The sequence below is a fragment of the Edaphobacter modestus genome, assembly GCF_004217555.1.
In the GTDB taxonomy this organism is placed as follows: domain Bacteria; phylum Acidobacteriota; class Terriglobia; order Terriglobales; family Acidobacteriaceae; genus Edaphobacter; species Edaphobacter modestus.
Genome location: NZ_SHKW01000001.1, coordinates 1,447,601 through 1,460,492, shown reverse-complemented (window position 1 = coordinate 1,460,492; position 12,892 = coordinate 1,447,601). Strand labels below are relative to the sequence as shown.

Here is a 12,892-nt window from a genome sequence, read left to right as displayed (position 1 = left end):
AGTCTCCAGCAGATTTTGAGGACACGATTGCTAACCAGGCAAGCAGAAGAGGAACGTTAATGACCACTTTATTTTCAAAGGTGCCCCATCTAGGTATGCATAGAGCGACGGCTCTCACAGTCTGCGCTCGTCTTTTTGGCGATTCTGCGACGATTCTCACCGCTGTCATTGGTTCGATCAGAGCAACGAGGAACAATCTCCGCACAACGAGGCGAGCAGCCCACATTCTCCTGCTCTGCCTTCTATTGGCTTCCACGCACACGCTTAAAGCTCAGTCCGATCTTTCGGGTATCTCCGGAACAGTCACGGATTCCTCAGGCTCAGTCATCCCTCGGGCACGCGTCACCGTCATCGACGAAGCGACGCACACGCCGCATAAGAGCATTACAAATGGCTCCGGCTACTACACCATCCCCGGTCTTGCTCCCGGAAAGTACACCATCAAGGTCGAAGCGGCTTCCTTCGCGACCCTGACGACCACGGGGAACAATCTCGATCCCTCGGTGTCGACCACCGCCAATCTGAAACTCAGCACCGGATCCGCGATGGAGACGGTGCAAGTAACGGCCCAGGAAACCACAATTCAAACAGACAGCACCACGCTCGGGCGGGTGATCACCAGCAACCAGGCCGAGACGCTGCCCTTGAGTGGACGCAACCCCATTACGCTGGCGCTCCTGAAAGCAGGTGTCACCAGCACCTCTGGAAATGTGTCGAACTTTCAGTTCAGTACCGGGTTGGGTGGACTTAACATCAATGGCGCCCGTGAGCGCGATAACCTTCTTACCTATGACGGAGCCGTGGCCGTCCGCGTTCGTGCCAGCGGCGATGCCACCGGAGTGCCGGACCTGGATGCCGTTCAGGAGGTTCAGGTGCTCTCCGCCAACTATCCCGCGGAATACGGCCGCTCGATCGGGGGTCAGGTTCGCATCATCACCAAGGCCGGTACGTCACAGTTCCACGGCAGTCTCTATGAGTACCTGCAGAACCCGGTGCTCAACGCAAACACCTGGGTCCGCAACCACAACGCGAATAACTCCAACCCTGGCTATCCTGCCGCTCTCAAAACCAACTTTGTGGCGCCCTTCACCTATAACCAGTTCGGCTTCAACTTCAATGGCCCTCTCTATGTTCCGCACGTTCTGCCGAAAGGGAAGGTCTTCTTTCTCTATTCGGAGGCGTTCGTGCGCTTTCCAGCCACCAACACGAACCCGGTAACGGTTCCAAACCCGGCCTTCCAGTCGGGCGACTTCAGCTCCGTCGCAACCCACATCCGCGATCCGCTCTCTTCGCTGCCCTGCGACCCGAAAAGCGGCGGCCCCGGATGCTTTCCGGGCAACATCATTCCAAAGTCTCGCCTCAGCCCCAATGGCGTAGCCCTGCTCACCGCGTTTCCCACGCCCACGCCTAACTTCTTCTTAGGAACGCAGAATCTTCTCCAGGTAGCCGCTCATCCGCAGACGCAACAAATCGACACCGGCAACCTCGACATCATCCCCACGGATAAGGACTACATCCGCTTTCGGCTGATGCACTTCTTCTATCACGAGAACAACCCCTTTTCTTCGGCCTACGATGTCGTCCCACGTCTCTTCGATCGCCCCAACCAGACTGCTTCGCTCGATTGGGTTCACACCTTCAGCCCCAACACCATCAACGAGGTCCTGGCTACCGTTAGCCATGGTGCGGATCGCTTGAGCATCGATACTTCGTCAGGCCTCTACGACCGTACAAAGTACGGCATCAACTATCCTTTCCTCTTCCCGGACGGAAAAGATCTCCCAAGCAAGATTCCTACCGTTCAGTTTGACAACAGCGGCATTACGACCCTCGACGGCAGCGCCTACCCTGCCCATTCGCAAGGTATGGTCGTGGACTTTGCCGATACCTTCACCCGAATCACCGGCAACCACACTCTGCGGGCAGGGGCTCTCTACGAGCGTGCGATCGCGAACGATCGCGATCAGATTTCGGGCCAGAACAGCGTCCCGGGACAGACCAACAATCAGAATGGCAAGTTCGAATTCTCGAGCGCAAATCCTGTCGGTACTGGTCTGGATACCGCCGACGCCGCGCTTGGTCTCTTCACCAGCTACGCCGAAGTCGGCCCGCGCGCGCAGACTCCTTACCGGGCAAATATGATCGACTTCTTCGCGCAGGACTCCTTCAAAGTCAACTCGAAGCTTCATCTGGACTACGGTGTTCGATACAGCATCGTACAGCCCTTCTACAGCCTCTGGAATAACATCGGCACCTTTGATCCAGCCTTCTATAACCCCGCCAATGCTGTGGAGGTCAACACCACGACAGGCAACCCCATCCCCAACTCCGGCGATCCCCTCAACGGTACCGTCTTGTTTGGCAACGGCTTCCCGGACAGCGCGAAGGCGCATGTCCCAATCGCTGTCACAGGTCAATACAACTATCTCTTTCATAATCTGCCGCGCGGCTATATGGACGTTCACTACACAACCTTCCAGCCCCGCATCGGTGTTGTGTATGCGTTCGACAAGAAGACCGTGCTCCGTAGCGGCTTCGGTCGCTATATTAGCCGTCAAGGTGTGTCGGACGGGGTCTTCGAAGGTGGTGCTCCGCCACTCCAGCTCTACGCAGGCATTAGCGGTGGCAGTGCGGATAACCCCGGTGCTGGCGCGGCCGGTTCCTTCCCCACGATTTCGGGCCGCGTGGACCGTAGCTCGCCCCCGCCTGAGGCATACGTTTGGAACCTGTCGCTGGAGCGCGACCTTGGCTTCAACACTGTGCTTGGTGTCTCCTACGTCGGCCGCCGCGGATTGCACGGCCAGATTCAGTCGAACATCAATCAGGCCAGGCCTGGGACGCAGCAGGCCATCGGCAAGCAGAACATCAATGCCTATCGCCCGTACCTTGGCTACGGCCCGATCACGCTCGTGACGCAGGGCTCCGGCTCCGCATATCAGGGCCTTCAGATTGATATCAATCATCGCTTCGAACGCGGCCTCGGCTTCGGCGTGGCCTATACCTACGCCCACGCCTCAGACTGCGGGTCGTTTCAGAAGAACTTCCTGCCGAACTTCTACGACCCGAAGTCGATCTGTGGAACCGCGGACTACGATATCCGAAGCGCAATCACCATCAACGGCGTCTACACTCTTCCGTTCCACAGCAACAGGCGGCTTGCCAATGAAATACTCGGCGGCTGGCAGTTGAGCCAGATCTACAACTTCCAGACTGGAGTTCCGTTCTCGGTCACCACGACCAGCGATATCGCCGGTGTTGGCGCCGGGAGCGGCGCGCAGTTCCTGCAGATCGCTCCAGGAGCCAACCTCAAGGGGAATGGCAACTTCTCGACATCTGCAGCGGACGGCAACCGATGGTTCAACCCAGCGGCCTTCTCTTACGCGCCGGCAGGCACCTTCACCACGCAGAACAACCGCAACATCCTTCGGAACCCAGGGGTCATGAACTTCAACGCGGCCCTGCTCAAGCGCTTCCAGACGTTTGAGAATCAATTCCTCACCTTCCGTTTCGATGCCTTCAACTTCCCGAATCATCCCAACTGGAACGCAGCCGACTCCACCTTCACCAACAGCACCTTCGGCAACGTCAATAGCAAGACCGGTCAGCGGTCGATGCAAGCCAGCCTTCGCTACTCCTTCTAATCGTCGTTTGGGCCTCCGCTGTTGCAGCATCTCCCGCAGCGGCGGAGGCTCTCGGTCTTGGCTCATCGACGCCCCCCAATTGGAGATCTTCCAGAATGAACCCCCTCTTTCTTCATGACCTCGAGGTGGAGAGCCGTCATGCTCCAGCCACCCGCACGAAACCTCTCGGAGACCTGGCGCTTCGCCTCTGCAGCCTGACCTTCCTTGCCTCGATAACCCTCTCCGCCACAACACTCCCACTCTTGGGAGAGCAAGCTCGTCCCCCGAAGGACTACACGCACAACGTCGACCCATTCATTGGTGTCGACTGGGGAGGCAATACCTTTGTCGGCTCTGCGATTCCCTATGGAATGGTCAAGCTCGGGCCGGATATCCAGAGCTTCGACGGAAGACGTTCGGGCTTCGGCTACGCGAGCAGTGGAGCCGTGCTTGGCTTCTCCCACCTGCACCTGAGTGGAGCGCAGGGAAAATATGGCAACATCCTTGTCGCTCCAGTCACAGGGGCTCTCGAGTTGAACGATATCAAGACCGCTCGCACCGACGAGGTCAATCAGGTCGGCTACTACGCCGCAAAGCTCACCCGATATAAGGTGTCGGCGGAGCTTACCAGCAGCCGCCGCGTGGGCTTCCACCGCTACACCTTTCCAGCCTCGCAGCGATCGCACATTACCATCAACCTCGCCTCCGCTCTTGGGCTCGGAACAGATTGGCAGGCTCAGAAGTTTCTGGGTGCGGAGGTTCACGTTACCTCCGACCGCGAGGTTCAAGGCGTAGCGCGCTTCACCGGCGGCTGGAATCGTGGCGGCGAATACAGGGTCTACTACTACATGGTGCTCGATACGCCCGCTGCGGCCAGCCGGACGTGGACCGGCAGCTCCCTGAGCAGTTCCAAAGATGCCGCCGTCGGACCCGATACGCCCATCGGGGCATCCTTCGACTTCACGACCAGGGCGAACCAGGTGATTCAGGCCAAGGTGGGTATCTCGTTTCTCAGCGCCCAGCAGGCCAGGCAGAACGTGCTGGAGGAGGTGCCGGCGTGGAACTTCGAAGCCGTCCATCAAAAGGCGGTTGCGCTCTGGAACGCTGAGCTGGCGAAGCTCAGCCTCTCAGGCGAAAGCGATTCGCAGCGTCGCCAGCTTTACACCGCCATGTATCACGTCATGTTGATGCCGACTGACCGCACCGGCGAAAATCCGGGCTGGCAGTCCAGCGATCCTTACTACGACGACTACTACTGCATCTGGGATACCTTTCGCACGTCAAGCCCTTTGTTGACGTTGATCTCTCCTGACCGTCAACGCGACATCATCCGTTCCCTCGTCGATATCTACCGTCATACGGGCTACATGCCCGATGCCCGCAGCGGCAATGACAATGGCCGCACGCAGGGCGGCTCCAATGCAAATGTCGTTGTCGCGGATGCCTGGGTGAAGGGGCTCAAAGGCATCGACTACGAGACCGCATTCGCAGCAATGGTGCATGATGCCGAGGTGCCGCCCGCCGACACGCAAAAGGAAGGCCGCGGAGGTTTGAAGGACTACAACGAGAAGGGCTACGTCACGCTGGCCGATGAGCGCTCGGGTTCGCGCACTGCCGAGTACAGCTATGACGATTTCGCCATCTCCGAACTGGCCTGCGGTCTGGGCAAAAAAGAGCAGGCCGCTCTCTATGCCTCGCGTGCCCATAACTTCGAGCACCTCTGGGACAAAGACATGACGGTCGAAGGTTTCAAGGGATTCATGCGGCCGCGTAACCCGGACGGCACCTGGGCTCCGCCCTATCTTGTTGTTCGAGGCACTTGGCCTGACTTCTTCTACGAGGGCGATATCTGGACCTACTCGATCTACGCGCCTCAGGATATGCGCGGCCTGATCAAATTGGCCGGGGGAAACGAAGCGTTCGTCCATCGCCTTGACTGGACCTTTCTGCGGCGGCATTTCGACGTCACCAACGAGCCTGGCTTCCTGCTTCCTGTCCTCTATAACTATGCTGGCCGGCCCGATAAAACGGCTGACATCGTTCGCATGACCCTTGAGAAAGCCTTCAACGACAGCCGTGCCGGCATTCCAGGAAACGACGATTCCGGAGCGATGTCCAGCTGGCTAATCTTCTCCACGCTCGGCATCTTCCCTGTGGCCGGACAGGACGTCTATCTCATCAGCACTCCGAGCATTCCTGACGCCTCGCTCTCTCTCGGCAACGGCAGGAGACTCCGCATCGTTGCGAACAACCTCGACCGGAACGGACTCAATCGCTACGTGCAGTCAGCCAGGTTGAACGGGGTTGATCTTCCGAACGCATGGTTCCGCCACTCGCAGATCAAAGATGGAGCCACGCTGGTCCTAACAATGGGCTCGGCTCCATCGGACTGGGGCAAGGCGACGCCTCCGCCTTCGATGAGCGATCCCGATTCACTTGCCTGTTCCGCGGCAGGGCATACCAACCCGAAGCACTAAGAAGGTTCGCGAAACCCACTTGCAGGAAATTAACTTTTCAGAACTCTTGGAAGGAATCGACAATGCGTGTACGTACTCTCGCAGCTGGTCTGATCGTTGCAGGCTGCTTCGCTATCTCAATGTCCGGTCAATCGGGCCATAGCAATCCATGGGCTCCTGTCGATGTCGGCCCGCTGCCGCCGATCACAAGCCTTACCGGCAGCGTATGGCTAAAGGGCGATCTCCACGTGCACTCACGGCACAGCAAGGAGTCCAGCAACAGTTCCATCGCAAAGATCGTCTCCTACTCCAATTCCGTAGGCATGGATTATCTCTGCATCACGGACCACGACAACCATGTGCTTGGCGATGTAGCCAATAACACCTGGGCCGACCCCGAGTTCAAATCGGACTCACTGTTGCTGCTGTATGGCGGGGAATGGACGACGACTCGAGGCCATGGCAATGCGATCTCGGCCAAACCATACGATCACCAGCGGCTCTATGACGTTCGCGATCAGCGTGACGTGGTCGTTGGCGCTGTAAAAAAGGAGCTTGGGATTCACCTGTCGGCCAATCATCCCAGCGGAAAGGACCATTTTGGATACTCCTACGATATGGTCGACTCCATCGAAGTCTGGAACTCCGCTCTCTGGTCCAAAAACGCGAATGCGATCATGATCTGGGATGACATGCTCTCATCGGGTCGCAAGTTGACCGGAAGAGGTGGAAGCGATGCGCATCATGGTTTCCCGGACACACCTGATCAAGCAACGAAAAACAGTGCACAGGCTAAGTCCAATTATATTGGAACCCCCACTACCTGGGTCTTTGCCAAGGCGCGAACTTCGCAAGCAGTCGTAGATGCCCTCACGAACGGACGGGTTTCCGTCAGTGCAAATCCGTATGCACCTCGCGTCGAGTTCTATGCAGATTTCGATCAGGACGGAATGATGGATATGATGATGGGCGACAACGCCAAGCCAACCGGCGGGCCCGTTCGCTTCCGAGTCCAACTAACCGGAAACGCAGCCCCCGGGGCAGTCTATACGGTGAACGTCGTAAAGGACGGGAAGAAGTTCGGAACCTTTCAGACGACCGAGAAGGCTCAGATGGTAGAGTTCATGGATTCCCCTGCAACCCTCGGTAGAACGTACTATCGCGTCGAAGTCGAGGGCCCCCCTGTAGCCTATCCGCAGGTTCCTGGATCGACGGTCTTAACCGGAAACATGATTGGACTCTCTAACCCGATTTTTTTCAACTTCGATCCGAACTTCTGATGAGATCTTCATTGTTGCGGTCTTCAAATGGATACAGTGAGGGGATCGATCGAAAGTCTCGAAGAAAAGCTGGATCGCGCGCCTTCCTTCGTCTCAACCGTTCATGCCTCGTGCGGATTGATTTCATACGCGAGCTGCATAGCTGGTCTCACGGTGAATACCGAGTCATCTTGTTATCTGGCAAGATGCTGACGTGGACACGTCGCTATTTGAACCGCCATCCGGAATTGTTGCGAAAACTTTAGAGAACAAGAATGTCTTTTCGTTACCACAATGATTGCGCTATCAACAGACCACGTTGAATTCTGTTATTGGACCTTTTTGATCGAGCCACACAAGCGCGTTTTTCTCCCACATAGATCACTTGCGAATTGTTTGAATGTAAGTCAGTCGCAAGACCGGTCCGATCTGGCACGAAGGCTTGGCCTTCCGCATATCACGTGGCGTCTTCTCCAACACTGGGGAGCGATTCAGATGGTGGAGGCACGTGTGCCCCTCAAGGCAGCACAGGAACTCCTGGGGCACTCGCGACCCGATATTCTTCTCAAGTTCTACGCACACGTGCTCGACGCTTCGGCGGACATGGCAGCGGAAACGCTTAGTGGTCAGTTTGGATGCGGATTTTCCGCTCCTATGGCTGCCCATGCAGCTGATTAATCTGGGCTTATACGCCAGTTGCCTGCCTTATTGGCGGCCACAGGCCTAAAGCCGGTTTCGTCAGTTGCTCTAAGTTATTGAGAGGATTTTGGAGGCGCGGGTCGGGATCGAACCGACGCATAAAGGTTTTGCAGACCTCTCCCTTACCACTTGGGTACCGCGCCTCGATTGGGCCGCTCACTGCCTCGGCCCTGCAGATTGTATAAGGGAAGTGTAACGCAGGCAGGGACGTTTTGGAGCGGGAGACCGGGGTCGAACCGGCGACATCTTCCTTGGCAAGGAAGCACTCTACCACTGAGCTACTCCCGCTCTCACAAGACAAGTATATCTACCTGGGCCTTGTCGGTCAAACATGGGAAGGCCCTGCAAGTCTATGAATCGCCCTGTATTGTCAGTCGGGAAGGCGTTGCTCGAAGGCGATGCGTGGACCTGCTGTATTGTCCGAACGATGACGAACGACATGCGGGGTAATCTGCAGAACCAGTTCGCTCGTATCCAGCTCCGACACCTTATTGGAAGTCGCGGTCTGAAACCCGGGAAGCTCGCCGAGACCGGGAAGCCCGCTGATTGCACCCAATTCCGTGCGCGAGAGCGAGCTGGCAAGAAGGGCACTCTCCCCGTCTTTAACCGTTACCATTGAAACGTATTGACGATTTGTGAGAATGGGGATGCTGTTAATAACGCCGCCCGCCAGGGCCTCAATCTTCAGATCGAGCTGCATGCTCACCTTGCCCGATTTCTGTACCGTAGGCGTAGCTTTCAGAGTAAGGCCGAGATCTTCAAATTGAATCTGTGGAATCGTCACGCTGGTTGAAGCCTGGTTGATCAGGTTTTGCGCGCTCACGCCATTCACAGTGACGCCCGCAAGAGATGCTGAATTTCCGGGGATCCCGCTCGTGTAGGTCGACGTGATAATCGGATAACGCGTTCCCGAACGAAAGGTTCCGGTCTCCCGGTCGCCGAGTCGAAGCTTGATGGTGTTCAGTGCGCGGGTGTCGCTGGAGCTGAGCGCAAGATTGAACGTCGTCGCGGTGTTCGTCGTCACTCCGGACGTCGTCAATCCTCCGCCGAAAAAACCGATCGTATTCGCAAGAAGGGAGCTCTGCACCAACCCCGACGAGATCAGGGCAAGCGCAATCGTAATATTGTTGGCATCAGCAGGGACTAAGCCCTGGGCTATGGCCTGGTCCACCAGGGATTGGTTGGATGTCACAATTTGGTTCGCTGCGCTCTCCGCGTTGTACACGCCAAGTTGTTGCGGCAGCTGTACCCCGACATTGCGTTGCTGGGTGCGATCGACCGTATAGAGGTTGATGTCCAGGACGACCTCCGCGCCGCCGTCCACCAGATCTGCAAGGGTCATGTTAATGGCCGTAAGCGTGTCTTCAGGGGCCCGGACAATAATCTTTCCTCCGTCGCTCAGAACACTGGCCTTCCTCACGTCGAAGACGCCCTGCACCACGGTGCCCAGCTCTTTCATCTGCGATGATGTGAACCCCGGGATATAGATGGTCTCCTGAAGTTGTCGCTCGAATTTCTGCCGGTTTTCACTGGTGTCTTTTGCGATCAGCACGGTCTGAGAGTCGAGCGGGATGGCGAACGCATGCGCCATGCTGAGCACGATCGAAGAGGCTTGGGCATAGGTGACCGCATCGAGGTCAAGACGCAGGTTCTGACGTTCGACAGAATCATCGAAAGCTGCACGAATGCCATACTGCGAAAACACCTGCCGTAGAACCTGCTGGGTATCGGCCCGAAGGTGAAACTCCTGTTGGCTTGCGCTGGGAGAAAGCGTGATCGGTCCTGCAATCCTGCTTATCTGTCCGACAAATGCATCCTGCGGGTCGGTGGCGGCAGCCTCGATCTCCGGGCGAAAGGTCGACCGTGCCTCAACTGCATCCGTGTGCTGGCTGACGATGCTGTTCTGGGGATCAAGTTGGCGAGCCTCGGCAAGAAGGGAGTCGGCCTTCTCCGGATGCCCCAGCATCCGCGCTCTTCCCGCCTTCTGAACCAGTTCTGTCACCCGGTGTTCATGGGCGAGGGTCGCCGCCTGCAGATATTCTGTGTTGGTCGGAAGAATGCCTGCGGCTTTCCGAAACTGCTTCTCGGCGTCGGCGAGATTTCCCCGATCAAGCTGCCGCACTCCGGCCAGGTAAGCGTCTTCAGCCTCTTGTGTCTCACGCTTGGTGGGCGCTGGAGGTGGCGCAACCTTTGAAGCGGAAGCAATCGCGGCCGGGTCAGGTGACTCCGAAGGCTGCTGTTGCGCTTCAGTCGTTGCGCTTAGGGCAATTAGGGCGAGGGACAGCGCAAAGGCGGTGACACAGAACCGTACTGCGTTGCGCTGCGAAAAAGAATGCATGAGGCTGTTGATTGGACGAAGGACTCCGCTTATCGGGTACCCGTAGCTCCACGATTGAATCCGGGGGCGATATGCTGCACCTTCGGCCGTTCGCTGACCGGGGGCCGTCGCATTCCATTGCGGATCTGCGCTGTATCCATGTCCAGTTCAGCGAGAGTCCGGCTGAGGGTGTTTCGGTGCATGCCCAGCTCATCGGCTGCTTTGCACTGGTTGCCTTTGTGCTGCGCGAGGACCTCAAAAATGTAACGCCGTTTAAACTGGCGAAGTGCATCAGAGTAGGAGGTTCCGGCACTGTGCATCTGAATGACTAGGGCGTCCAATTCGCGCTTCAAAGGTTTACTCCTCGCTGGTCGTCTAATTGCGACACTTCCTCATTGTGACCCTAGGGACGCGATTTGATCCAATCGTGGGCGTTATGCTTGAGCTCGGATCCACCGGCCAGGATAAGCTGCTCGAGGTCGTGAGGTACAACGAAGGATACCGCATGTGACCCGGCAAGGAAATAGGGTGCGAGGCGAGAATTTTTAAGCCAGCTGACAGCGGGAAGGAAAGCGGTTAGCGCCATCAGAATTGCGACTCCAAGCATTCCCCCACGCACCAGCCCGAACGCTGCCCCGCCCAGACGGTCGAAGAAGCCGAGTCCGATGGCGTGCGCCGAGGCATGGATCACCCGGCCCAGAACGGCCGCAATCACCATCACCCCGATCGCAATCAGCAGAAACGAGACCACGCTGGCAATCGCGGCACTTTGAATCACTCCTGCCATCTTCTCGGCGAGTCGTGAATAGTTCCACGCTGCGAGAACGATGCCGCAAACAAGACCAGCCAGCGAGAACAGCTCGAGGACCAGCCCGCGGAAGAAGGCCTGGATTGCCGAGAGTGCCAGGATCACAATCAGCAGCCAATCGAGTGCATTCATAGCCCGGTGCGACCGGTAATCAGTCGAAACGCCTCGAGGTATTTTTCCCGGGTACGTGCGACAACCTCATCCGGAAGGGAAGGAGCGGGGGCTTGCTTGTTCCATCGGATCGATTCCAGGTAATCACGAACGTACTGCTTATCGAAGGAAGGTTGCGGGCCTCCTGGAGAGTAGGCGTCGGCCGGCCAGTAGCGCGAGGAATCCGGCGTCAGCACCTCGTCGGCCAGGATAATCTCGCCGTCAATCGTCCCAAACTCGAACTTCGTGTCCGCGAGAATAAGGCCCCGGCTCTCCGCATGTTTCGAGGCTTTTTCGAAGATCTCAAGCGTCAGTCGGCGAAGGGCCCGGGCGTTGTCGGCTCCAACCGCCGTAATCACGTCCTCGAAGGAGATATTCTCGTCGTGGCCTCCGGTGTTGATCTTCGCTGCCGGAGTAAAGATCGGCTCAGGAAGACGGTCCGACTCGCGAAGACCTGCAGGCAGAGCGATCCCGCAGACCGCGCCCGTGGCCTGGTAATCCTTCCATCCGGAGCCGGACAGATAAGCGCGCACCACACACTCCACCGGAAACATCTGCGCGCGACGCACAACCATGCTTCGCCCTTCCAGTTGATCCAGATAAGGGTTGAGTGTCGACGGGAACTTTGCTGCGTCCGCCGTCAGCACGTGGTTCCTCACGGTGTCTTTCAGAAAGTCGAACCAGAACAGGGAAAGCTGCGTCAGAATACGTCCCTTGTCCGGGATTCCACTGCCGAGAACGTGATCGAAGGCCGAGATACGGTCGGTCGCGACAAAGAGAAGCTCCTCTTCGTTCAGCGAGTAAATGTCGCGAACCTTGCCGCGCGCTGTAGGGGAGAGCGATCCGAGACGGGTTTCCAGGAGTGCAGTCTGCATAACTCTTTTGACGGTATCACCTCCAACGCCCGGGGAAACCCACTAACGAAGCGGGAGAATCACGTCGATTGGGGGCTTCCCGTCTCCCTTGGCCGGGCAGTGAAAGTGCGCAGTCCGTTTCTTTGGATCCAATTCCGCCGATGCCGCACTCGGATTGCACACATCATCGCCAAAAGACGCTCTCTGAGACATATGACGGATAAAAGGAATCAGCGGCGGACGGTAAAACACGTATAGGTCCACTCCAGCGTTCCCTGAGTCGCCCGTATCCCAGGGACTCTTCTCCAGAATGTAGGGCCCCGCCAGCTCGGAGATATCCGCCGCGGACCAATCGAAGATGCGCGTCAGCGGAATCAGCAGCGTGGAGCCGATCAGCGGCACCACGAGAACGATGGCGCTAATCGATGTGAGCCACCGTGGCCGCATCAGGCTGAATCGGGCCAGTAAGACCTCGTAACCCGCCACGGCTGTCCAGCAGATCACCGCGTTCAGCCTCGTCGAGGTGAAGCTCCACTGCGTTGCGATAGATCCAATCCGGAGCAGCACCAGGGCGCATGCTGTGGCCAGGATCGACCTTCTCAGCCACCAGGGCATCCGCCACCAGAGAAGACGAAGCACTACCACCGCTCCGGTAAGCAGGCCCAGCAGCCCAAAGGTTAGAGGCAGATGCATGTCGTCATTCGTACTCGGATCCAGCAGGCCGTAACG

10 protein-coding genes and 2 tRNA genes are annotated in these 12,892 nt (G+C 57.6%); 5 read left to right on the top strand and 7 right to left on the bottom strand.

Annotation, left to right across the window (positions count from 1 at the left end; all coding sequences use genetic code 11):
• Positions 1 to 95: 95 nt before the first annotated feature.
• The 5 genes from BDD14_RS06180 (at position 96) to BDD14_RS06160 (ending at position 8,013) form a co-directional block, all read left to right on the top strand.
• The gene (locus BDD14_RS06180) at positions 96 to 3,641 is read left to right on the top strand and encodes a TonB-dependent receptor (RefSeq protein WP_130418043.1); all 3,546 of its coding nucleotides are present in this window, start codon (positions 96 to 98) and stop codon (positions 3,639 to 3,641) included.
• 95 nt (positions 3,642 to 3,736) lie between these two features.
• Positions 3,737 to 6,097, top strand: a complete 2,361-nt coding sequence (locus BDD14_RS06175; RefSeq protein WP_130418042.1) for a GH92 family glycosyl hydrolase — start codon at positions 3,737 to 3,739, stop codon at positions 6,095 to 6,097.
• 62 nt (positions 6,098 to 6,159) lie between these two features.
• Positions 6,160 to 7,356: a CehA/McbA family metallohydrolase gene (locus BDD14_RS06170; RefSeq protein ID WP_130418041.1), complete on the top strand. Its 1,197-nt coding sequence runs from the start codon at positions 6,160 to 6,162 to the stop codon at positions 7,354 to 7,356.
• Entirely contained in the window at positions 7,356 to 7,601 is a 246-nt protein-coding gene (locus BDD14_RS34335; RefSeq protein ID WP_130418040.1) for a LytTR family transcriptional regulator DNA-binding domain-containing protein, read from the top strand. The genes BDD14_RS06170 and BDD14_RS34335 overlap by 1 nt, the downstream gene beginning before the upstream one ends.
• A gap of 130 nt (positions 7,602 to 7,731) precedes the next feature.
• Entirely contained in the window at positions 7,732 to 8,013 is a 282-nt protein-coding gene (locus tag BDD14_RS06160) for a site-specific integrase (RefSeq protein ID WP_165419939.1), read from the top strand.
• Positions 8,014 to 8,102: 89 nt separating this feature from the next.
• Here BDD14_RS06160 and BDD14_RS06155 read toward each other — a convergent pair.
• The 7 genes from BDD14_RS06155 to BDD14_RS06125 all read right to left on the bottom strand — a co-directional run bounded on the left by BDD14_RS06155 (position 8,103) and on the right by BDD14_RS06125 (position 12,856).
• A tRNA-Cys gene (locus BDD14_RS06155) sits at positions 8,103 to 8,177 on the bottom strand.
• Between the two features lie 70 nt (positions 8,178 to 8,247).
• Positions 8,248 to 8,322, bottom strand: a tRNA-Gly gene (locus tag BDD14_RS06150).
• Positions 8,323 to 8,404: 82 nt separating this feature from the next.
• Positions 8,405 to 10,372, bottom strand: coding sequence for a hypothetical protein (locus BDD14_RS06145; RefSeq protein WP_130418038.1), 1,968 nt, complete (start codon positions 10,370 to 10,372; stop codon positions 8,405 to 8,407).
• 29 nt (positions 10,373 to 10,401) lie between these two features.
• Positions 10,402 to 10,704 (bottom strand): helix-turn-helix domain-containing protein, encoded by a 303-nt coding sequence (locus BDD14_RS06140; protein ID WP_130418037.1) that lies wholly within the window; start codon positions 10,702 to 10,704, stop codon positions 10,402 to 10,404.
• A 50-nt stretch (positions 10,705 to 10,754) separates the two neighbouring features.
• Positions 10,755 to 11,291 (bottom strand): CvpA family protein, encoded by a 537-nt coding sequence (locus BDD14_RS06135; protein ID WP_130418036.1) that lies wholly within the window; start codon positions 11,289 to 11,291, stop codon positions 10,755 to 10,757.
• Entirely contained in the window at positions 11,288 to 12,184 is an 897-nt protein-coding gene (locus BDD14_RS06130) for a phosphoribosylaminoimidazolesuccinocarboxamide synthase (RefSeq protein ID WP_130418035.1), read from the bottom strand. The genes BDD14_RS06135 and BDD14_RS06130 overlap by 4 nt, the downstream gene beginning before the upstream one ends.
• A 42-nt stretch (positions 12,185 to 12,226) precedes the next feature.
• Positions 12,227 to 12,856 carry a hypothetical protein gene (locus BDD14_RS06125; protein ID WP_130418034.1) on the bottom strand — a complete coding sequence of 210 codons (630 nt, stop codon included), beginning with the start codon at positions 12,854 to 12,856 and terminating at the stop codon, positions 12,227 to 12,229.
• Positions 12,857 to 12,892: the final 36 nt, after the last annotated feature.

Excerpts from the sequence above, each read along its gene's own strand:
- BDD14_RS06145 (WP_130418038.1), bottom strand. The coding sequence starts at position 10,372 with ATGCATTCTTTTTCGCAGCGCAACGCAGTACGGTTCTGTGTCACCGCC.
- BDD14_RS06125 (WP_130418034.1), bottom strand. The coding sequence starts at position 12,856 with ATGCATCTGCCTCTAACCTTTGGGCTGCTGGGCCTGCTTACCGGAGCG.
- BDD14_RS06130 (WP_130418035.1), bottom strand. The coding sequence starts at position 12,184 with ATGCAGACTGCACTCCTGGAAACCCGTCTCGGATCGCTCTCCCCTACA.
- BDD14_RS34335 (WP_130418040.1), top strand. The coding sequence starts at position 7,356 with ATGAGATCTTCATTGTTGCGGTCTTCAAATGGATACAGTGAGGGGATC.
- BDD14_RS06170 (WP_130418041.1), top strand. The coding sequence starts at position 6,160 with ATGCGTGTACGTACTCTCGCAGCTGGTCTGATCGTTGCAGGCTGCTTC.
- BDD14_RS06175 (WP_130418042.1), top strand. The coding sequence starts at position 3,737 with ATGAACCCCCTCTTTCTTCATGACCTCGAGGTGGAGAGCCGTCATGCT.
- BDD14_RS06135 (WP_130418036.1), bottom strand. The coding sequence starts at position 11,291 with ATGAATGCACTCGATTGGCTGCTGATTGTGATCCTGGCACTCTCGGCA.
- BDD14_RS06180 (WP_130418043.1), top strand. The coding sequence starts at position 96 with ATGCATAGAGCGACGGCTCTCACAGTCTGCGCTCGTCTTTTTGGCGAT.